Annotated in this window: 24 protein-coding genes; 13 read left to right on the plus strand and 11 right to left on the minus strand. The window is 50.6% G+C overall.

Annotation, left to right across the window (positions count from 1 at the left end):
* Positions 1-4: 4 nt before the first annotated feature.
* Positions 5-742: a UMP kinase gene (pyrH, locus tag AC13H5_RS07615; RefSeq protein WP_483545536.1), complete on the minus strand. Its 738-nt coding sequence runs from the start codon at positions 740-742 to the stop codon at positions 5-7.
* 134 nt (positions 743-876) lie between these two features.
* On the opposite strand from pyrH, the gene AC13H5_RS07620 reads away from it, so the two are divergent.
* Complete coding sequence (locus AC13H5_RS07620) at positions 877-1,788, plus strand: alpha/beta fold hydrolase (RefSeq protein WP_483545537.1); 912 nt, start codon at positions 877-879, stop codon at positions 1,786-1,788.
* An 82-nt stretch (positions 1,789-1,870) separates the two neighbouring features.
* Here AC13H5_RS07620 and AC13H5_RS07625 read toward each other — a convergent pair whose 3' ends face one another.
* From AC13H5_RS07625 to AC13H5_RS07640, 4 genes are all read right to left on the minus strand, one after another.
* Complete coding sequence (locus AC13H5_RS07625) at positions 1,871-2,578, minus strand: class I SAM-dependent methyltransferase (protein WP_034777564.1); 708 nt, start codon at positions 2,576-2,578, stop codon at positions 1,871-1,873.
* A 313-nt stretch (positions 2,579-2,891) separates the two neighbouring features.
* Positions 2,892-4,115, minus strand: coding sequence for an MFS transporter (locus AC13H5_RS07630; protein ID WP_483545538.1), 1,224 nt, complete (start codon positions 4,113-4,115; stop codon positions 2,892-2,894).
* 205 nt (positions 4,116-4,320) lie between these two features.
* A complete protein-coding gene (locus tag AC13H5_RS07635) occupies positions 4,321-4,722 on the minus strand; it encodes a group-specific protein (protein ID WP_483545539.1) in 402 nt (133 codons plus the stop codon).
* Positions 4,723-4,748: 26 nt separating this feature from the next.
* Positions 4,749-5,195, minus strand: coding sequence for a hypothetical protein (locus AC13H5_RS07640; protein WP_483545540.1), 447 nt, complete (start codon positions 5,193-5,195; stop codon positions 4,749-4,751).
* Between the two features lie 171 nt (positions 5,196-5,366).
* Between AC13H5_RS07640 and AC13H5_RS07645 the strand changes: the two genes are divergently transcribed.
* The 10 genes from AC13H5_RS07645 (at position 5,367) to AC13H5_RS07690 (ending at position 12,235) form a co-directional block, all read left to right on the plus strand.
* On the plus strand, positions 5,367-5,801 hold the full coding sequence (locus AC13H5_RS07645; protein ID WP_483545541.1) for a hypothetical protein: 435 nt from the start codon (positions 5,367-5,369) through the stop codon (positions 5,799-5,801).
* A gap of 92 nt (positions 5,802-5,893) precedes the next feature.
* Complete coding sequence (locus AC13H5_RS07650) at positions 5,894-6,577, plus strand: hypothetical protein (protein ID WP_034777572.1); 684 nt, start codon at positions 5,894-5,896, stop codon at positions 6,575-6,577.
* Between the two features lie 71 nt (positions 6,578-6,648).
* Complete coding sequence (locus AC13H5_RS07655) at positions 6,649-7,425, plus strand: hypothetical protein (protein WP_483545542.1); 777 nt, start codon at positions 6,649-6,651, stop codon at positions 7,423-7,425.
* Between the two features lie 221 nt (positions 7,426-7,646).
* A complete protein-coding gene (locus AC13H5_RS07660) occupies positions 7,647-8,357 on the plus strand; it encodes a DUF2750 domain-containing protein (protein WP_483545543.1) in 711 nt (236 codons plus the stop codon).
* Positions 8,358-8,502: 145 nt separating this feature from the next.
* Positions 8,503-9,264: a hypothetical protein gene (locus tag AC13H5_RS07665; protein WP_483545544.1), complete on the plus strand. Its 762-nt coding sequence runs from the start codon at positions 8,503-8,505 to the stop codon at positions 9,262-9,264.
* 25 nt (positions 9,265-9,289) lie between these two features.
* Positions 9,290-9,799, plus strand: a complete 510-nt coding sequence (locus tag AC13H5_RS07670) for an N-acetyltransferase family protein (RefSeq protein WP_483545545.1) — start codon at positions 9,290-9,292, stop codon at positions 9,797-9,799.
* A gap of 43 nt (positions 9,800-9,842) precedes the next feature.
* The gene (locus AC13H5_RS07675) at positions 9,843-10,325 is read left to right on the plus strand and encodes an SRPBCC family protein (protein WP_483545546.1); all 483 of its coding nucleotides are present in this window, start codon (positions 9,843-9,845) and stop codon (positions 10,323-10,325) included.
* A gap of 6 nt (positions 10,326-10,331) precedes the next feature.
* A complete protein-coding gene (locus AC13H5_RS07680) occupies positions 10,332-10,808 on the plus strand; it encodes a GNAT family N-acetyltransferase (protein WP_483545547.1) in 477 nt (158 codons plus the stop codon).
* Between the two features lie 19 nt (positions 10,809-10,827).
* Positions 10,828-11,808 carry a Gfo/Idh/MocA family protein gene (locus AC13H5_RS07685; RefSeq protein ID WP_483545548.1) on the plus strand — a complete coding sequence of 327 codons (981 nt, stop codon included), beginning with the start codon at positions 10,828-10,830 and terminating at the stop codon, positions 11,806-11,808.
* 61 nt (positions 11,809-11,869) lie between these two features.
* Entirely contained in the window at positions 11,870-12,235 is a 366-nt protein-coding gene (locus tag AC13H5_RS07690; RefSeq protein ID WP_483545549.1) for a hypothetical protein, read from the plus strand.
* On the opposite strand, the gene AC13H5_RS07695 is transcribed toward AC13H5_RS07690, so the two are convergent.
* Positions 12,229-12,774, minus strand: coding sequence for a P-loop NTPase family protein (locus AC13H5_RS07695; protein ID WP_483545550.1), 546 nt, complete (start codon positions 12,772-12,774; stop codon positions 12,229-12,231). The two genes, AC13H5_RS07690 and AC13H5_RS07695, sit on opposite strands and share 7 nt — an antisense overlap.
* Before the next feature lie 215 nt (positions 12,775-12,989).
* On the opposite strand from AC13H5_RS07695, the gene AC13H5_RS07700 reads away from it, so the two are divergent.
* Entirely contained in the window at positions 12,990-13,556 is a 567-nt protein-coding gene (locus tag AC13H5_RS07700) for a histidine phosphatase family protein (protein ID WP_483545551.1), read from the plus strand.
* A gap of 160 nt (positions 13,557-13,716) precedes the next feature.
* Here AC13H5_RS07700 and AC13H5_RS07705 read toward each other — a convergent pair whose 3' ends face one another.
* Together AC13H5_RS07705 and AC13H5_RS07710 are read right to left on the minus strand one after the other, a co-directional pair.
* Entirely contained in the window at positions 13,717-17,097 is a 3,381-nt protein-coding gene (locus AC13H5_RS07705) for a dynamin family protein (protein WP_483545552.1), read from the minus strand.
* A 17-nt stretch (positions 17,098-17,114) separates the two neighbouring features.
* Positions 17,115-17,735, minus strand: coding sequence for an NAD(P)-dependent oxidoreductase (locus tag AC13H5_RS07710; protein ID WP_483545553.1), 621 nt, complete (start codon positions 17,733-17,735; stop codon positions 17,115-17,117).
* Between the two features lie 174 nt (positions 17,736-17,909).
* Between AC13H5_RS07710 and AC13H5_RS07715 the strand changes: the two genes are divergently transcribed.
* Complete coding sequence (locus AC13H5_RS07715) at positions 17,910-19,001, plus strand: FUSC family protein (protein WP_483545554.1); 1,092 nt, start codon at positions 17,910-17,912, stop codon at positions 18,999-19,001.
* A gap of 42 nt (positions 19,002-19,043) precedes the next feature.
* On the opposite strand, the gene AC13H5_RS07720 is transcribed toward AC13H5_RS07715, so the two are convergent.
* From AC13H5_RS07720 to AC13H5_RS07730, 3 genes are read right to left on the minus strand one after another with little or no spacing between them, the layout of a single operon-like run.
* Complete coding sequence (locus tag AC13H5_RS07720) at positions 19,044-20,090, minus strand: DUF58 domain-containing protein (protein WP_483545555.1); 1,047 nt, start codon at positions 20,088-20,090, stop codon at positions 19,044-19,046.
* Between the two features lie 5 nt (positions 20,091-20,095).
* The gene (locus tag AC13H5_RS07725; protein ID WP_128124184.1) at positions 20,096-21,022 is read right to left on the minus strand and encodes an AAA family ATPase; all 927 of its coding nucleotides are present in this window, start codon (positions 21,020-21,022) and stop codon (positions 20,096-20,098) included.
* Positions 21,022-21,723: a hypothetical protein gene (locus AC13H5_RS07730; RefSeq protein WP_483545556.1), complete on the minus strand. Its 702-nt coding sequence runs from the start codon at positions 21,721-21,723 to the stop codon at positions 21,022-21,024. Before AC13H5_RS07730 ends, AC13H5_RS07725 begins: the two co-directional genes overlap by 1 nt.
* Between the last annotated feature and the right edge of the window lie 42 nt (positions 21,724-21,765).

The following is a 21,765-nucleotide window of genomic DNA, read 5'->3' on the forward strand; positions in this document are numbered from 1 at the left end:
TCAGTTATGTGGCAAGGCTGGTCTGGCCATCGTGAATCAACGTGCCGATTGATTCGCCCGAACAGATACGCTTCATCGCGCCCGTCTCTTCAAAGTCGAACACATGGACCGGGAGCTGATTGTCCCGCGCGAGCAGCAGTGCCGATTGATCCATCACCTTCAAGTCGTGGCGCAATAAGTCGTTATAGTGGAGCGACGTATATTGTCTCGCCGTGCTCGAACGATTCGGGTCGTCCGTATAGACGCCGGAGATCCCGTTCTTCGCGACGAACAGGGCGTCGCAGTGCATCTCGATCGCGCGCTGTACCGCCGGATAGTCGGTCGAGACGAACGGCTGACCGTTACCGCCTGCAAAGATGAGGACGTATCCTTTATTCAGATGGGTGAGTGCCTTCAGTCGGATGTACGGCTCGGCCATACTTGGAATCGGCATGGCCGTCATGACCCGAACTTCGCGGTCGGTCTTGCTTTTCAGCACACCGCGTAGCATCAAGCTGTTGATGACGGTACCGAGCGTGCCGATGTTGTCGGCCTCGACGCGATCGATGCCCCATGCGTCGGCCATGTTGCCTCGGAAGATGTTCCCTCCGCCGATCATCAGGGAGACGTTGATGCCCATGTCGATCAATGACAGGATTTCATCCGCAATTTGATCGAGGTTGTGTGCATCGAAATTTGAGTTGTCCTCGCCGGCGATGGCCGCCCCGCTCAACTTGATGAGCACGTTTTGATAGTTGTTCAACGCTACACTCCCTTTCTGATTCCAAATCTCCAAAATTATATAGGTTTTCCAATTAATTAGCAATAGTTTTAACAGCCAGCTATAATTGAAAGTGAGATTGTTGGAAATGGGAGAGGAATTGGGGGGACATATACATGAAGCATTTTGTGAAAGTGTTTGAGACAGAACTTGAAGTGAAGCTTAAAGGAGAGCATGGTACACCGATTGTCATCATGACTGGAATGGGTTGTTCATTCGAGGAGTGGCATGAGGTGACAGAGAAGCTAAGTGTAACGAATCGGGTCATCTTGTATCACCGGCCAGGGGTTGGCAGAAGTGAGCAGAGTCAACGTGAGCGCAACACCGAGGCGACTGTGCGTGAGTTAAAAGAACTGTTGCATATTTTGGATATTGACGAGCCCGTCATTTTACTCGGACATTCCTACGGCGGACTTTGCGCCCAGCATTTCGCGAAGCGTTACCCATCTGATGTGGCTGCACTCGTGCTCGTTGACTCCACATCGCATGACTTGGAGAGACTTGATACGCTAGACTTGCCAATCATGAATGAGGGAGCGTCGGATGAGGATTGGCTGAAACAATGTGAGGCGTATGCAGAGCAAACCGAATCAGCGTTAACGCGACGTATCCAAACCGTATTGACACCCAATCAGCTGAAGCTTCCGAGTGATGTTCAAGCAGAATTGATTCAATTTTTCCAAAGACCGAATCTGTATAAAACGATGATTGATGAAGTCAAGAACTGGCATGCGGATGCCCGGTTCATAAAACAGTTAGGAAACCTCGGTGTGATGCCGTTATATGTGATTGGACGCGACGCCGACCATGAAGTCGAACAAGGCATGTTAAACGGTTTTCCTGAATCTGAGTTAAGGTTATTAGAAGCAACGTGGCATCAACTCATTCGTGAACAAACGATGCTCTCAACGACTAGCAAGCTGGTGATTGCGGAACAGGCATCGCATGCCATTCATTTAGATCGTCCGGATGTTATTATTGCTGTGGTAGAAGAACACATTGATCAGATGACTGAAGCGATACAATAAGCCGAATGTCGCCGCAACAACTAAGAAAGAGCCGATTGAGAGAATGGTCTCAATCGGCTCTTTCTGTGTCGAGTATAAGAATTCAGTCCGTTTTTTTGAACAGCGCCGTCCAGAGTGCCGGGACCCCAAAGACGTCTTCAGAACGGTCGGCCTGTCGCATCTTGCGAATCTCGACTTCCTCGAACGAATGGAAGATGGACCGAAGTTTTTCAGGCGTGAAGCCGAGCCCGCCGTTCAGGTTTCTTCGGCGATACACTTCCCAGTCCGTGATGTCCGAGCCGCCGAGCTCGCCACCTTCCACGAAGCATGTGATTGCAAAGTGACCGTCTGGCTTTAGCGTTTTCCAGACTAAATCGATATACTGTTTTCTTCGATGCGGCGCGATATGGTGAAAACAACCTGAATCATAAATGACGTCGTAGGTGGACTCTTTTAGTTTCACATCAAACAGATTGTCATGCATGAAGTTCACTTCCACTTGTTTCTTAAGGGCGCGTTCTTTGGCCCATTCAATCGACGTGATGGACAAATCGATGGCATCAACCGTACATCCGTTCTCCGCAAAATAGATGGCGTTGCGTCCAGGACCGCTCCCTAACTCCAAAACGTGACACGGTGCTAGGATATCCCGCTCAAAATAGCTGACCAAGTTTTCATCAGGCTTGTTCACAAAGAAGGGGATGCGCTTGTCTCGATCTGCGTAAAACGAGTCCCAAAACTCACTCGGTTCCCTCAACAGAGAGTCCAACATATTCAATAAATCTTCTTCAGTTCGAATCGTCTCTTTCATGGTATCCCCCGCTTTTATAGTTTCTTGAACACTCCTTAATTATACGATTTTTTCCAAATGTGAGGATATCAGGTACATGACATTCAGGTTAATTCATCTCGGATTTGAAGGTAGTAGATGGACCGGAAAATCGTGTGTAAATGCCTCAGGGAAGGGAGTATAGCTCGTGAACTCAATTTCCATGTCCTCCATTGCAGTTTATTCACAATCGATTAAATAAAGGTTTTTGAGAGTGTGAGGTGAATGATCCGATAGCAATGATTCCTATTTATTACAACTATTATAATTATGTTACAAATGAAGCGGTATAGAATTATGAGACATTCTCTTCAACGACGACCGCCTCATACAGTCCTCGTTTCGAACGTTCTAGCACTACACGAACCGTGACCAAGCCGACGAGTAAGAAGGTGAGCGAGAAGGCGACATACGTCGAGCGAATCCCGACATATTCAGCGAGGAGACCGATGCCGAACGTCAACCCGATAATCAAGACGGACTCCGCTACGTTGATCAAACCGGAGAAGCGGCCCATCAGGTCGGTCGGGACATTGTTTTGATAGAACGACAAGAAGCCGGTGTTCGCGAACGACAGAGCGAACGTGAGCAAAAAGAACCCGACTGCTGCGAGTACGAATGACTCGGAGAAGGCGAAGACGAGATAGCCGACAGGTGTTAGGATGGCACCGAAACTGATTAGGAACGGTAACGTTAGCCGGGCACTGAACGTCGCGTTGATGATGGAACCGGTGATAATCCCGGCTCCGGCGACACTAACGAGAAAACCGTAGCGACTCTCAGAGAAGTTGAGCACTTGCGTCGCGAACGACGCCTCGAGCGAGTCGAGCCCCGACATGAAAATCGTCATGACGCAGAATAGGCCATAGACGAGTGTGACGTAACGCATGGTCGATGCGAATCGGGCGACCGTTTTCCAATCATCGAGAATCATGCGCAGGTTGAACACTTCGACCTCGTCGCTGGCCGTGAACAGCTTCGGTAGTAGGGAGAGGATTCCGACGGACACGAGCAACGCCAACGCGTTCAACTGAATGGCGAACGTCGGTGTGCCGATCATGAACAACAATCCCGCGATGGCCGGGCCTAAGATGAACCCGGCCGATTGGACGAAGTTCTTGAGCGCGTTGAATCGTTGCCGGTCACTGCTCGGGACAAGCTTCGTCATATAGACGAAGGAGGCCGATTCGAAGACAGAGCTCGCGATGTTCAGCAGAAACACGAGCACATAAATGAGCGCGAGTGAGTCGATGAAAGCGAGACTGAAGACGACGACGGCGCGGAGCGCATCAAGCCACATCATCAAGCGGCGTGTATCGGTACGGTCGATGACCGAGCCTGACCAAACGTTCGCGCATAGGGCCGCGAGCGGGACGAGGATGTAGAGGACCGACACGGCGAACGGCGATTGCGTCATCTCAAGGACGATCAAGTTGAGGGCGATGAAGTACACCCAGGCCCCAAGGTTCGAGATGCCAACACCAGCTAGTAAAAGTAAAGGTTGTTTCCAAGTACGCATATCCATCGTCCCCGTTCAAAGTAGATTTTGAACAGTATGTCACAAAAATGATTGATACACTAGAAAAATCCAAATGATTTCAAAATTTTATGGATTTGATTATCCGGCTTGCTCACTTTCCATAGATTGGACAAAGAGGCTGCGATATACTTTTTGATAGAGCCAGATGGCTCTCGAAATGATTGTTGCAAGCCGAGCAGGTGACTTAACGCGCTGTACCAGCGAAGTAGACTGTGATGGCCTGAGGCACATCCTCGAGCGGTCCTGTCAATTGGACGACATGATTTAGATGATAGAACGTGCTCGTCGTCTCGACATCGTCGAAGCGATTCGTGGCGTCATGGACGAACACGGGAACACCAGCACCGAGGGCAATCCCGAGCTCGATATAGCTGCTGTTGCCGGCCGGCAGTAAGATTACGACGAAGTCCGAAGCCTTGATGGCCTCGAACTCGCTCGTGCCGATGACTCGCAAGTCTTCAAGTGTCGTGGCGCGGTCGTTCGTCGTCCAGTCGTATGTATGCGTGTGACCTTGAGAGAGAAGAGTATCACGCAGCTCTCTCACTCGTTCGATGTTTGCGAAGCGTGAGCCGATATAGAAGTGCATAAGGTTCCTCCTATGGTTGCGAAAATTTAATGGACGCGGTTAAACTTCGTCACCGCTACTTCATGAACGACAAGCAACAAAATCGCGATGAAAAAGACGAGCAAGGCCACGTATTCCGGATTGACGTTCAGGAAGTAATTGAGCCCGAACAGTGGTGTCACGAACAGGATGTAGAGCGGATACTGAATCGCGAACAAGGCGTCCATTAGCACGATGTCATACACGTATGTCTCGAAACTGATCAAGGTGAACACGGTCACACTTGCGAACAGAATAGCCATAATCAACAGTTTGGCGACACGATTCCGCATTAAACACGTCCCGAACATGCAAACGAGCAGTAAGCCGGATGCGACCGCATGAATTGGCTGAATCATCGCATCGGGAAAGATGATGGATGGAATCAGGTTCACGATAAATGCGAGTACATAAAGCGATGACAAGACGATGAGGCACTTCTTTGGATTGCCCATCAGGACACCCCTTTCTTGATGAGGGTTATATTTACATTTACTTACAAGTGTAATTTTACACTAAAGGTATAGTATGTCAAGGTGAAGAGGTGGATTTATTTGCTTGAAACGAATCGTAAAGAGATGGAAACAGAGCTTTGACGAATCATTTAGGAAGGGGAAATCGTACAAATGAGCCTGAAAAAACAACTACACAAGGCGATCCTCTCAGACGACCGAGCGACCGTTGAACGTCTAGTGAAGTCGCTCGCTCACGTAGTGGTGTTAGATACATTTCTTGAGGTTGCGTTTGATACGGATGATTTAGCGGTTTATGAAATCGTATGCGATCAGATTCAAGTTAAGCAGACTGCTGATTGGGAAGAGACTGCCTCGCTTCTCATGAGCCAACCATTCTGTCATCATCCTCATGCCTATGAACGGGCCTACGAACATGCGAAACGTGCTGTCGAGCTTGATTCTAGCCGCATAGATTTAAAGGAATACTTGCTTTTTTTCAATGCGATTCCCGACAAATTAATGACGGATGATGAAGCGAACGAATTAGCGACCGAGATTCTAAAGCTGCGGCCAACAAGTCAGGTCGCTAAGATGCATCTTCTGTAAAACGATGACTAGAGTCGGGTTGGATGATTATTCCAAGTGAAAACGTCCAATGATACAATGTAATGTAAGTCAGCCCTAGAGGAGGCGACAACATGCGTTGGATGATTCGGCTTGGATTTGCCGCAATATTGACGGTCGGAACGGTCTTCATCGGAATACGTCTTATCAGCTTGTTGATGGAGTGGTGGTATGAGCCTCCGACCTCGGGGTTAAAACTGCGACCGACACCGGCAGAATCTGAGTATTTGATGGAGTCGTCCGAAGGAAAGATGAGGATACCGAAAGAAGAAGAGCAGTCTCGTCTAAAACTGGATTATTTGGATTATATGATTGATTCTGTGACGACCGTCATCGAACGAGGCGACGGTCTCTTCTATTGGGTGTTGTTGCTAGCCTGTGTATTGCTTAGCGGACTGATTTTTGCTGCTAACATTCGTTTTCAGCACCGCAAGCGAGCTGACGAAACAGCTTCGTTCACGACACGGACGTTCTTACGTCATTCAGTCCCGAGCTCGATAAAGAGTGTTGAAGAACCGGCTTGGACCGGTGTGACGATTCGCGACACCCTCATCGCGTTCAATCAGGCGTTGCCGCCGGCTAAGAAATGGTTGCCGTCAGAGACGGTTTTAGAGTGGGCACGGCGCATCGAATTGACGGACATCGATTTCAATCCGTATTTGGACGAGCGCTATGGAATGACAGATTCGGTGACGCCGGATCAGGTTGACTGCTTCCGGAGAAGGCTCGAGCAGTATCAAGACCGTCTAGCTCGTTGAGTAAACGTATAAACGATTCATCGTGTTCGATTGAACAACAAGATAGCAGTGAATATGGGAGGTGAAACTGGATGGAGCTACAAGTTGAGACGTTATTTAAAATGGATAGGTTTAGCATAATTGATGCCGATTTATCAGGTGGTGAAGTGATTGTTCTGGTGGATCAGGATGGCCAGGTCGTCTATTGGAATGAGCGAATGATACGACTGCCGTTTCATTTGAGTTCGCCATTCATCCGTCTCCTTGATTCAGAAACGTTTCTCGTCGTCGATGTGACGCACGAAGGTACACCCGGCAACGTCTGGGTCATCGATGGGCGAGGGTCGATACTTCATTCGTTCCATGCGGGCAACGCCATCGGAGCTGTCGCCGTCAACGACACGGGGATTTGGATCGGCTATGCCGATGAAGGGGTGTTCGGGGAAGGGATATCCACCGAGGCACTCGTCTGTTTCTCGAGGACAGGGGAAGTGTTACAACGCTATCAGTCAGATTTTGTACGTCCGCCGACCATTGTCGACTGCGAATTGTTGCAAGCAAATCAAACCGGGGTATGGTTCTGTCCGTCGATTTGGTATGACTTGATTCATGTTGATTTAACCGGTCGACTCAACAAGTATAAGACGCCGAAGCGACTTCACGACAGTTCGGCGCTGACGATTCAAGGACAGGTCGGCTACTTCGTAAAAGACGGGTTGTTGTACAAGTGGCCGTTCGGTGCACGCAAACGCTCTGACGTTGTAGCTGAGTTTTCGGGAACTGCTAGAGGGTTAGCCGAGGACGGACGGTTCCACTTCATTCAAATCGGTGATTATGAAGTGAGCGGCGTTCAGCTCGTTAACGAGTGATGACGCATATAGGTAGTCGTTGAATCGACTAAGAAGTTACTACTTACAACCGAATGATTTCTCGTGACGATGGACCTTGTCTATAGGTCCTTTTTTACGTTTTACAAACGTTTGGCGCAACAGAATCGTGATCATTATTGAATCAACTTGTCGGAATCAATTCCCTCTTTTTTGTAAATTCAGTATACTCATGTTATTGATGTTAGAAAGAGGGCGATGAGATGAGACTTGAGACAAACCTTCCAGGATTTTCGGTCGAAACGATTGACCAGGTGGAGCAACAAGTCGGCGCACGCTTCCCGGATGGCTTGCGTGACGCATGGGGGCATGGGAACAAGTTTGAACTTGGGGATTGGTTTTTCTATCCGATCAAGGACGAGCGGTTTTTCAATAAGACGTGGGATGATGTGATTCGAGCCAACGAATTGAAGCAAGAGGAGTTGCCGGAAGGGTTCGTGACGCTTGCGACGAATGGGTCTGGTGATGAGCTCGGTTTTCTAAAAGACGACCGGGAGACGATTTACGTCTGGTGGCACGAGTTAGACGAACTCCAGGTGGCGGCGCTTTCGTTTGAGGCGTTCGTCGAAGTGACGCAGGCGGAAAGCGACGTGCTCGAGACGTTTTGCGAACGAGTCGAGGAGAATGGACTCGTCTTCGGATTATCTGCGGAGCAAGACGAGGGGTGGGCGTACGCACCATCGCACGTCGAAGACACAGACGTCTTGTTATTCTTTTCGTCACGAGAGCTTGCGCTCGCATGCCGGGTTAAAGAATGGGCCGACTATCATGTGATCGAGTTGCCGGTCGAGCGATTCCTTGAACGCTGGTTGCCGAACATGTCGGATGATGAGCTGCTGTGCGGCCTCGATTGGTCGAGCGAGCTGGTAGGGTTGGAATATGACCCAGAAACCATTCTAGAGTATTTTGAATAATTTTATTTCAAATACCGTATGTGATATCTTTTTTAAAGAAAATATAGCAACGAATATGATAAATTCTTTTTCTAAAAACGCAATCATATCGACAGAATTACTAGCGCTCATCGTGGAAAGCGACGTGGGAGAGGAGAACACATCTTTGAATGATTATAACGTAGGGAATATCTTTGAGCTGTATTCAGGCAACGAGACCCTCTCGGTGGAGCAACAGGCGATGATGGATCGCATCGACGCCTACGTTGAGGCAAACCAGTTCAAACAGCTTGAACATTACCTTCAACAAACCCGAGGCATCGAGCAGATGTTGATTGATCATGTGATGATGGACCCGACCGATAACAGCCGATGGGACATGCTCATCGGGTATGAGTTGATTGATACCATCGAAGATTTTGCCCGGGTGAATAGCTTCGGTCTCACTGCCTATACGTTTCATCCGAATGACTCGTTCTATTTCGCGCTCGCCTTATATTGGACGGGTTGGAATGACTTTGTCATCACAGACGAACACGTCGCCTTAGCAGAGTCGCTCATCGAACAAGGGCCAGAAGAAGTGAGCGGCTTGCTTTGTATTGCGTTGGCGAAGAGAGACATCGATCATTTCGATTATACATATGTTCAACGAGCGATTGAACGATGCCCGTGGGCCGTCGAACCATATATGCGTCTCGGCGAACATCGCTTGCGAGCCAATCCAGCAGAAGGAAAGATGCTTCTACAGCAAGGGCTTGACCGGGTGAAGTATACGTGGGGATTCGATCAAAAGGGGCGCTGGTTCAACACGGGATCGCAGTATTTCAATCCGACCACTTGGCGACAAGACACAATCGCTGAGCTGCTCGGTCTAAGCATGGACCACGACGAGTATAAAAAATACGAGCGGATCATCAATAAAAGATAGTCACCCTAAAGAACGGAGCATTGGAATGAACACAATCGCATTAGCCAAACCATCAGATTTAACTGCAATTGAACAACTGTATCTCGCTTGTAAATACGATTTGCTCACCCGACAGATTTTTCAATGGGACGACACGTATCCGAACCGCGCCTATTTTGAGGAATGTATCAAAGACGATTCTGTCTATATCATGAAACACGGTGAGGAGTTGCTCGGAGTCGTTGTACTCGATCAATGGCAGTCGCACGAATGGGAGGCGATTCACTGGCGTCACGACCATCCGCTCGTCATCCATTCCTTAATGGTGCATCCGGAGCGGCAAGGTCAAGGTAGCGGAAAAGCCCTGTTACATGCCTCTGAACAGTTGGCAAAAGCGGAAGGTTACACTAGCATCCGGCTCGACAGCTTCTCAGGAAATGAGGCAGCCTGCAACTTTTACAAACGACACGGCTACGTGGAACGTGGAAGCGTCCATTTCGATTCGAAACCGAAAGGGCATGAACGGTATGTCTGTTTTGAAAAAGAACTTGTCTAACGTAATGAAAAAAAGAATGTCGATCGATGAAGGAGGATTTGATGTGAAACAACTCGAAGTGGCTACATATACGATGACAATCGACGCACCGATTGACCACACGTTCGCTTGTCTCGCAGAAGACGAACATATCATCAAATGGAACGACCATTTGATCGAAAATATTTATGAGGACGGTGACGCCTCACTCGTGACGGGAAAACGGTTCATCTCGGTCCAACAGTTCGAGAAAAAAGAGATTCGGGTCGAATCCGAGTTGACCCATGTCAATCGTCCTCACGAATGCGAGGTGCAGGCGGTGACGAATCAAGGGGTGTCGATTGCGACGTATACGTTGAGCGAGACAACGGACGGGACGGATGTGACGATTCGGATTTCACTCATCCCTTCATCCTGGCTATATGCCCTATATGTGAAGGCGTTCAAATGGGCGATTCGCCTGATTTACGATGAACAGTTTAAACAGTTCCGCATCTACACCGAGGCGAGTGCATCAAAACCGTCATTTGCCCGAGAGGCGGAGTGATTTGCGATGATTGAACCGATTACCTCTTCGACGCGTGACGCGGTCCGTGCATTCTTTATCGATGCCTGGGGCACACCTGAGATGGTGATCTCGACCGGGACGTATGATTGCGCCACGCTTGACGGGTTTGTCTGGTCGGAAACGAACGTCATCATCGGCCTCGTCACGTATGTCATTCGGGAAGACGAGATTGAGATCATCTCGCTCGACAGCCTCCAGGAGAAGCGTGGCATCGGCTCGGCGCTCCTCGATGAAGTGGAGAGAGTGGCCAAGCAACATCAGCTCGAACGGCTGTCGCTCATCACGACGAACGACAATCTGGGAGCGCTCGCATTTTACCAACGCCGAGGCTGGCGCTTCGCACGGATCATCCCGGGTGCGGTCGATGCGGCCCGACTACATAAACCGTCGATCCCCGTCATCGGGGAGCACCGTATCCCGCTCCATGACGAAATCATGCTTAGCAAAGTCATCACAACTTAAAGAAAAGAGGGATTTTCCTATGATTCGATTCGGTATTATCGGCACGAACTTTATCACCCGTTCTTTCATTGAAGCGACCCATGAAGTCGAAGGCGCATCCGTGTCCGCCGTCTATTCCCGGACAGACGAGCGCGCGAAAACGTTCGCTGAAGAATTTGATATTCCACATACGTTCACCTCACTCGAGGAGATGGCGTCCAGTGAGTTGATTGATGCGGTATATATCGCGAGCCCGAACTCGCTCCACGCCGAGCAGAGCCTGCTCTTCATCCGCCACGGCAAGCACGTCCTCTGTGAGAAACCGTTCGCCTCGAACGTCGAGGACGTCAGACAGATGCTTGAGACGGCGCGCGAACATGACGTCGTCTTGCTCGAAGCGCTCCGCAACCTGTTCATGCCGAACTTCGATGTGTTGCGTCAAGAACTCCATCGCGTCGGACCGGTCCGGCGTGTCATCTTGAACAAGTCGCAATACTCGTCACGCTATGACTTGTATAAGCGCGGGGACAACCCGAACACGTTCAATCCCGCCTTCTCGAACGGTTCGCTGATGGACCTCGGCGTCTATTGCCTCGGCCCGGCTTTGAAACTGTTCGGTCGACCGGAGACCGTGCAGGCGAACGCGGTCAAGCTCGAGTCAGGTGTCGACGGCAGTGGTTCGGCCATCTTGTCGTATGACGGTATGGACATCATCGTGCTCCACTCGAAGATCCATGGCACGGACGCCCCGTCCGAGATTATCGGGGAAGCGGGGCGCATCGTGATTGACGATATCGGTTCGCTCGATCGCTTGACATTCGTTGGCCGCGACGGGACGACCGTCGAACTTGGCTTAGAACAGGCGAGCCATATGACGTATGAGATTCAGACGTTCGTGAACATGATTGAGGCAGGGGAGCGGGAGACCGAGATTCATTCGTTTGCCGATATGCTCACACTCGCGGACGTCATGACCGATATTCGGCAGCGCATCGATGTGCGGTACCCGGCTGACGCATAATAAAGAGCCTCGAGCACACATACTCGAGGCTCTTATTCTAAATAGAAGGTGAGAAACAATAATGAACGTACAAGAGATTTTAGAGGAGATTGAAAAGATATATTATTGGGACTCCCGTGTGCTCGGGTGTGATTGTCGGTACTACGGGGATGAAGTGTTAATCAAAATTGAAGAAGAAAATGAGAGTTATCATCACCAAATCGAATTTTTAGGGTGTATCAAAGTGGACATCGTTGCTCCTTTGAACGACCGGGTGGCACCTATCAAAGAATTAACGAGACTACAGCTACCTTACTTTATGCACGATATCGCTGTCTCGAGTTACATGTTGGATGGGACCGAGGTGTTCGTCTGTAATCTATTGTTCCCTCCCGCAAGCGCTGAAATTCATTTCACCAAAATCAGGATCGGGAAGGAGTATCATTGATGCTGATCCTGTTTTAACACATCCATGACCATCGCGATCCGTTCCTCGGTCGAGTAGTCGCCTTCGATTCTTAGGATGGGACAAGCCAGTTCAGCCAGCCATTGTTCATGCGACGTCTTACTTCTCACTTCCGTCCCGGCATGGTCGTAAAGGGCGGCCCATCTCAAAAACGCTTGTGATTGCTCGTATAGGCTGCCGCCAGCAAGTGCCGCTGCTCCATAGCGCTCGAGTTCCCGTTGTTGCAATCTGGCCAATCGGACCTCGGGCGGAATCCATAAGAAGATGACCAAATCAAAATAGGGCATGAAGCAGTCGCCCCAGCCGACAAGTGACCCTGACAGAATCCACTGTTCAGATTGGAACAACTCTTCCTTGAGCATCTCGCGTCGTTCAGGGACGGGTCTCGGTTCGGTGAATTTGGTGGTCCAGAAATAGTCATCTGTATCCAGATGAGTATGCGGCAGGACGTTCACTAACGCGTCGCCAAGTGTTGACGTCCCGGAGCCCGAAGCGCCTACTATGTGAATTTTCCTTTTCATGTTTGCCGCTCCCATCAACCTATACTTTTCGCGGCCAACATCGTGAACTCCCAAGGGATATTCTCATCGTTTCAACCTTAATGTTCGTCTTCATCGGGAAAACGTGTAAGCGAAATCCTCTTTTTGAGGATTATAATGAAGGCACGCTGGATAATTTTACAATAAGTTTCGGAAGAATGATAGTTGATGAAATACCTAGAACGGGAGACGATTAGATGACGACCTTATATTTTGTTAGACATGCACACTCTACATATACAGCCGATGAGTTGACGAGACCTTTATCTGAAAGAGGGGCGGGTGACGTGCCTCACATCACAAACATACTGGGTAAAGAAGCGATCGACTTCGTCGTCTCGAGCCCATATAAACGAGCCATTCAAACCGTTCAAGGGATTGCTGACCAGATTGGAACAGAAATTCTGCTCATCGATGACTTGAGAGAGCGGACATTGACGACAGAACCGGCGGAAAATTTTGCGTTGGCGATGACAAAAGTGTGGGAAGATCCTACGTTTGCATGGGAAGGCGGCGAATCGAACGTTGTCGCTCAACAGCGGGGAGTCCGTGCTATCCTGTCACTACTCGACCAATACGAAGGAAAGCGAATCGCAATCGGTACGCACGGGAATATCATGGTGTTGATGTTGAACTACTTCGATGACAAATACGGCTATACGTTCTGGAAAGAACTCGATATGCCGGACATCTATAAAGTGACGTTCGACAAACATGAACTAGTGAGCGTCGAAAAGCTTTGGGACCGTCAAGAAGTGGTTTGAAGACGGTTTATGACGACGTGAAAAAAGGATGGGGCCGGTTTCGGTCCCATCCTTCAAAGTCTACTCTCTATTCAGATACAGATGGCGGATAAACAAGCCGAGTGCGACCGTCATGATGACGGCCGGAATCAGGCCGACGAGCAACAAAGAACCCATACGTTCAGTCCTTTCTGAGCGCAGCGAGGCGCTGTGTCATGTCTTGGAACGATTGACCGTCTGATAGCACGCTCAATTCACCGGCGACGAGGTCGTTCACTTCACGGTCCCAATCCTGGCTGAGCGTCGTCTCGAGTTTGGTGAGCTGCGTCGCCGTCCGTTCGACTTGATGACTTCCGACGTGCGCGAGCTGTTCACGCACCGCCGTCTTCAACAAGGCGCTCAAGTCGTCGCGCAACTTCGTCCGGCCGTCGCCTTCGAAGAACTGGTTCGCATTCTTATAGTGCTTCAAGACGTGACGGAACGGGGCCGCCTCGAACGTGACCGGGTCGACGGCGTCGCGGAGCCAATCGATGTCGATGTCGTCTTCGAACGAAAGCGTCGGCAGGAGCGGACGCAGTTTGAGCGTCTCGCGCTCGATCAAGCGTTCCGTCTCCCGTTTCAAGAAACGCTCGAGCCGATATTGGAACACTTGCAACTCTTGATGGATGTCATACGCATACTTGTCGAGTGTCCGGATGAGGGCGCGCTCGAGGCTCGCCTTCGACCCATCCACCTCGACCGGGTGGAACGTCTCTTTGACGAAGTCCGACAGACGGAGGAGCGAGCGCGTCTCGAGATGGGCGAGCAACTCGTCCGTCTCGCGCTTGAACGGGTCTTCGAGCGTCGTGACGTTGAGACGATTGTCAGACGTGCGCACTTGTTCGAGCTTGTCACGGCGGGCCGCCTTGACGCTCGCATCCGCTTCGGCCTCGCGGACGACGTCCTCGAACGCGGCGACGAGGGCTTCTGCCTCGTCTTTGATACGGACCGCGTTCGCCTGACGCAAATCGTTGTCGACGAATTGCTCGAGCTTGGCCGAGAATCGGTCGAACCCGGCGTCCGTTCCCTGGATGGCGTTTCGGCTCGAGATTGGCAGCACCGTCGGATGACGGACTCCGAGCTTCGTCAACTGGTTCGACACATAATCGGTGACGGCAAGCTGTTCAGCCTCATCCGCCGCCAAATCGGACGCGTTGACGAGGAAGAACATGTGATGGTCACCTGTCCCTTGCACACGTCCGAGCTGGATGACAAGTTCACGGTCGGCCTCGGTGAAGGCGTGATTGTAATACGTCACGAACAGGACGGCATCGGCGTCACGCATATAACCGAACTGTACCTCGCTATGACGGTTGAACTGCGAGTCGGCACCCGGTGTGTCGACGAAGATGATGCCGCGCTCGGCCCAAGGGGAGTCGATGGCGAGCTCGATCTCTTTGACGATACAGCTCTTCTCTTCCTCCGTGACGAACGAGCAGAACGTGTCATAGTCGACCCTCTCCTGGCTACCGAGATAGGACAGGGGAGCGTTCTTGACGGCGTTGACGAACGGGTGGTCGAGATGGAGCGCGTCGAATGACGCCCCATAACCGTTCAGCTCCGCCTCGAGCTCGGCACGTGTCTTGAACGTGATCAACGCACTCTTGTTGGCGCGGCCGTTCGGCGGCACGATTTTCGTGATCGACGCCGTCAACGGGTTCGGTGACGTCGGAAGCACCGTCTCGCCGAGCAACGCGTTCAACGTCGACGACTTGCCGGACGAGAACGCCCCAAAGATGGCGAGCGTGTATGTCTCGGATTCGGCCCGGGCCAATTTATGACGGAGCGACTTGACGCGTGACTTGAATAACGGATGTTTCTCTAATATTTCACATACCGAATATTCATAAGAAAAATCAAAAGACAAAGCAGCAGTATCATCCACCAAAAGCGAGGTCGAAGCAACTTCTTGTTGCTGATGTTCGACTTGTTTCTGCGGCAATTGGTCGGCCGTGACGTAGTGACGGGTCTCAAGGTCCGTCATACGCGAATCGGTGAGGTCACGTGTCGTGTAATTGATAAGCTCGTCTCGCTGTTCGGCCAGCTGACGCTGTAGCGCCAACGTGTCGAGCATGTCATACAACTCATCTTGCTCGGTCTCGATGGCATGGATTCGGTCTTTGCCTTCGGCCTCAAGATACGTTTCGACGGACGTGACCCACGGTTCGGACACTTTCGTCACCCAAGAGGCGAGGGCCGACTCGATGTCGCGGCTGAATTGAAGCACCGTGTCACCACTGAGCGAGGCGCCGGACTTCACTTGGTCACTGATGAGCGCGCTCGGTGCGGCCGGTAACGTGTCAGGACGCGACAGAATCGCCTCGGGCAGTTTCAAATCGCGGACGATGTCTTCGGCGTACTTGATCAAGTGGGGGCGAAGGTTCGTATCAATCAATCGGTTGAACTCCTTGACGGCAATGTCTTCACGACGCAGCCGTTCCTGGCGCGTCTTCTCTTTTGAGAAGAACAGGCCGACCTTGAACTCCGGCGCACAACTCTCGAGATAGTCCCGCAACAGTTCACGGAACTCATAATTCATGATCGGCGCACTCGCGACGATCGGTGTCTGGTGTTTGAAGAACTCGCGGCGGAACGCGGTGAGCCATATCGATTTTTTGTCGAGGCGTTGCAGGCGGGCTTGAATCTCCGTCGGCTGCTTCTCGATGACCGGCAACTCGTTCAGGAGCGCGTCGTTCGCACGAGTGGACCGGGCGAGCAACGTGTCGACGAGCAAATCGGCGCGTGCTTCTGCATGTTCCCGCGCGGCGTCGATGACGGCTCGGACGTACGTCCGGAGGCGTTCGACCTCATTTTCCGGGTGATCGAGTTCACGGAGCGAGATATAGAACATATCGTCCGGATTGATGGCCTGGCGGGTGAAGGCGGTCTCGAGCGAGCGTTTGAACGTGCTGAATGGAAGCTCTCCTTCATCGTGCTTATCGATTTGGTTGATGATGATCGAGTAGGGACGCCCTTCGGCGCTAAACTGTTTCATCAGTTTGATGTTTTGTTCGGACTGGACGTGATTGTAGTCCATCATGAAGAACAGATGGTCGGCGAGGAAGAGCGAGCGTTCCGTTGCTTGACGGTGCCGTTCGTCGGTCGAGTCGATCCCTGGCGTGTCCATGAGGACGACATCGCTTCCAAACGGGAAGCGGGGCAGGGCGTACTCGACTTCTTTAATCTCTTCGATTTTGCAGTAGTCGCTCAAACGGTCGAGCTCATTCGGCGCGAGTCGAATCCAATCTGTGTCGTTGACGGCGACGGATGCCCCGATGTCCCCATGTCGAAGCGTCACGATATTCGCACTCGTCGGAATCGGGCTCGTCGGTAACACACCGTCCCCGAGCCAATTGTTGAGAAGTGTCGACTTACCGGCCGAGAAATGACCACAGACAGCGATCCAAATCTCATCATTTGTCACTTTCCGGAGCGCGGTCTTGGCGAGACGGGCAGACTCGGTCTCGGCTTGCGTGTCAAATACGTCGGTCAATTGCGCGAGGCGCATACGTTGTTCGTTCATAAATCCCCATCCCCTACTTATGATTCCGTCGTGATGCCGACGCGGTGTCTACGATATGAGTTGTTTTCCCAGGCTTGAATGACGAGCTCGGCCACGTCGTCACGCGAGATCGGTCCCGAGTTCTTCGTCCCGAGCACGTCAGCTGTGATGACGATGTTCCCGACGGACGCATCTTCAATCAATTGGGTCGGGCAGACGATAGTATAATCGATCGTCGATGCATCGAGCAGTTCATATGCCCGGGCGTGATCCTCGGCTGCGGTCGTCATCGACCGTTTCGATTCGCGGGTCTCGAAACGATAGTTGTCAGAATCATGTGCCTGCAAAATCCCAGCCGTCCCGACTGTCAGAATGCGGGTCACTCCGTTTGTTTTCATCGCCGAGATGACGAGCGGGGTGAAGCGGGACAAGACGTTCTGCTTATCCGTCCCGAGCGCCGACATGACGACGTCGGCTGATTGTACCGTCTTCGCGATGGCATTCGCATCGGTTGCGTCCCCGATGATGACGGTGAGTCGTTCTCTCGGTTCGACCTCACGGCGTGACAACAGTCGGACGTCGTGTCCGTCTTCTAATAAACGTTCGAGCAAACGCATCCCTGTGCGGCCGCTCCCTCCAAATAAAGCAATGGTTGACAAGTAAACCCCTCCCCATCAAGATTAAAGAAAATATCCAACGCCATCATACCACGGAAGCGCTCTCGAAACAGGGGACAACGGCTTGAAATGTTATGAGGTTTCAGGGCATGGCAAGTGGGATACAAAAAGTTAAGACGTGTATAAGGGAGGAAGACACTTCGTTGTCGACACCGCATGAGATTTGGAGCTAGAACAATCAAGACCGGGATATCCGTCGCCTTGGTGTTACTCATCGCCGAGGCATTTCAATTTGAACAGATTGTCGTACCGGCGCTAGCGGCCTCGCTCGCGTTATTACCGTCCGTCTATCAGACGGGAGTCCGGCTACTAGAAGAACTAAAAGGGAACTTGATCGGGGCTTTGCTCGCCGTCTTCTCGTTAATGTTGACGCCGAACCCGACCCCAATCGCCATCGGCGTCGTCATCATCATCGCCATCTCAATCCTTCTCTTCTTGAACCTCGAGTCGACGACCCGAACGGTCATCTTGACGACGATTCTGATCATGGAAGGGGCGAGCCAATCGGACATGCCCGTCTGGATGTTCGCCGGGGAACGTTACTTGCTCATCATGATGGGAATCACGGTGGCGCTTCTCGTCAACGCACTCTTGTTCCCTCCGCGCTATGAGCGGAAACTCGAGGACGAGATCACGACCGTCTTCCAAATGGCCGTCCGCATCGCGCGACTGTTCTCCGAGACGGAAGGAGGTCGCTCGTCGTTCGAGTCACTCGATGAGACGAAAAAGAAACATCGAGGTTCGAAAGCGACATACGACTTCTTTGAAGAAGAGATCAAAGCCAACCGTTGGCTCGAGAAGAAGACGCCGATTTATCGTAGGGCCGTCCTCAAGTCGAAGATGATCGATACGAACAGTGCCGCCATCCACGTGCTCGATAAGCTACATGACGATTTCCTGACGCTCGAACATCTACCGCCGCAGCTCGAGGATGAACTGATGCGTCATGTGCGGCACTTGCTCAGACGGCATGAGCGTCTGTTCTCAGCTTATGAATTAGAGAACGAGCACATCATCGACCGGGAAGAGGACCTCATCCATGAGAACTTCGACTTCGCCAAGCTGATGATCGAGAAGATGCGGGATGAAGAGGAAGACCTCATCCTGACCGTCGTCCCGCTCGTCGCGACGATGACAGATTGGGTCAAGGCGATGAATGAGCTCGAACGCTACCTCATCACCGAGATGAAGAAGCACGGGGACAACCTGAAAGTGGAACCGCGTAAGAAGTGGTTCTTTGAAGACTAAAAAAGGTAAAAAACAGCATCACCTAACTGGGCTTTTAATAAGTCAGTTAGGTGATGCTATTTTTATGAGCTGAGCTTGCTTGTTTTTTATTTTCGTCACGTAAGGCGAGAAACGGGTTGAACCCATATAGTGATCTTGCTCCGATAGACTAGAGAGTAAAGCGAGGATGTTTTTAAGCTGCTTCGCCCCTTCTTGGATGCTCAAGTGATTGACATGTCCCTTTTGATCTAATCGGTTCACAAACAGTTCGACTTTCCCGCCGCTTTCAATCAATTCCCGACTGACCAATGCCGTATCCTCTATCAATTCTTCGAACTGATGATGAAGGCCGATCCCGTTCGAAGCTGACAAATCGAGGTACACCGTGAACATGTCTTGATTGACCGGCTGGTACAGTTTCGTTTGCAAAGTGGATTTCTTCGCCGTCGCATACCAGTCGATTTGTCTAGACGGTTCATCCTCATAGGGCTTCGAGGAGATTTGTAGTAACCGATCCTTAATTGGAGAATATTTAGAGACGCGCTCACCAAGCTTTAGGTGTGATCGGATACGCTGCGCATGAGTACTTGAAATCGATGGATAGACCGTCCAACTTAAAGGGGGAGCCAAATAGAGTGTCAACGTCCCTAACGATAGAGGCAAGCTAATCGTGATGGAGATTTCAGCTATTTCGATGGGCCCCCTTCGATTACCTGTAAGTTCGAAGACGAAATCAGACGGCAGCTCGTCCAATTCGATGATGGTTTCCGTATGCCCCTCTAAGTTCACGACGTAAGGTCCATCCTTTGGCGTACGTATATACGTTTTCGTGCTCATTTCGTTTAAGAGGTGAACGTTCGTCAGTTCAAGGGTGAACTTACAACTTTCGTATTTGAACAGTATCGAGTCGAACTGTCTCCACGTGACGTCCATTTGTGCAGTCAGTCGTTTCGTGTAACGCTCGATATAAAGACTTGCTGCCAAAAAAACAGCAAGAACGAATGAAAAGATCGAGAGGTATGGCACGAACAACAAGATGACCATCACTGAAAATAAGACGATTTGGATTCGTTTTTCAAGCAAGAAAAATACATTGGTCGTGATGTTCATCGGAGTCACATGCCCATCTCGACCGGGACCGGGACGGTCGCCAAGAGTTCTTCCATGACCATGGCCTTCGAGGACTTGATCTCGCCCTCGAGCGTCAGTGTCAATCGATGTGCGAAAACGTATGGGGCCAAGAACTTGATGTCCTCTGGTGTGACATAGTCACGATTTTGGATATAGGCATAACTTTGAGCGGCTTTCGAGAGCGCAATCGTCGCACGTGGACTGATCCCCGTCTGAACATTCCGGTGACTACGTGACGCGGTCGCAATCGAGACGATATAACGTAACACATCTTTCGAGATGTAGATTTTCATGGCATCAGCTCGATATTGTAGGAGTTGCTCGAAATCGACATTCGCCAGTACCGCCTTACGGGTCTCGGTGACGGATTCCTCCAACAATTGAAGTTCGAATTCTTCGGTCGGGTACCCTGTATGTAAACACATCATGAACCGATCAAGCTGCGCATCAGGCAAAGAAAAGGTACCAGATGATTCAATCGGGTTTTGCGTCGCGATGACGAAGAATGGGGTAGGAAGGTGATATGTCTTGCCCCCGACCGTCACCTGTCGTTCTTCCATCGCTTCGAGCAATGCGGACTGGGTACGTGGGACGGCCCGGTTGATTTCATCGATGAGCACGATGTTGGCGAAGATCGGGCCTTGCTTGTTTTCAAACTCTTGCGTCTTTAGATTGAAAAAATCTGAACCGACAATATCTGACGGTAATAAGTCGGCTGTAAACTGAATTCTTGAAAAGTCGCCGTGGAAACTCGTCGCCAATGTCTTGGCCAACATCGTCTTTCCGGTGCCAGGTACATCTTCTAAGAGCACATGTCCGTTTGCCAAAAGCGATGTCACACACAACTCTACTACTGTTGGGTTGCCCAAATAGACTTGGTTGATTTCCTCAATCATCGTACGAATGTTCATCAAGATTTCTCTCCTTTGTAGTGTTGGATGTATTGTTTGACAGATACTTTGAAATCATGAAGTGAGCGCTCGTCGATCACGTCCAGTTCTCCATATCGTACATCGGCATAAGGTTTCACAGATTGTTCGAATCGAATGCGTGCAAACCACTCTGAGACGGTCTCGTGAGGTTTTCGTTTTTGAGTTTCGCTCAAGATGTCATTCAACTCAACGAGTAGTTTCCCAAGCTCAGTATCAGAGGCATAGAGAAAGATTGGTGTGGTATTGGTCACCGTGTTCATGTTGGCTCGAGATGATAATGGTCTCTCGTCGGCTGAAGACGGTGTCGCTTTGCGTCGCCGCTTATCCCACCAATCCCGTACGCGCTTGTAGTACGTGAAAAATAAAATGAGCAAGAAAGCTATAACGGCCCATTTCAGGACGTCTGAAGTATCCCCTTGATCCTCACCAGACGTCTTTTTCTCAAGCCGTTCTTTCGACAAAAGATCATACCACTTCGGTATATCATTCGTATCCTCTAGATTCTCTGTTTTATCTTTAAAGGTTGCTAATTCACCGTCGATATACCTTGGATTTCCCGACATGTCTTGTTGGGTCGGGCGATCTACAATCATTGTATAAAGGAAAGTACCCCCGATTTTAAATAAAGCGACGATGACTAAGGTCGATATGATGAAATAATACATTTTTCTTTTCTGCATAAGCCCTCCTTCATCGATAAGTCTCTATGATAACTTAGTCTT

The organism is Exiguobacterium sp. FD-YE-25-4, assembly GCF_057004685.1.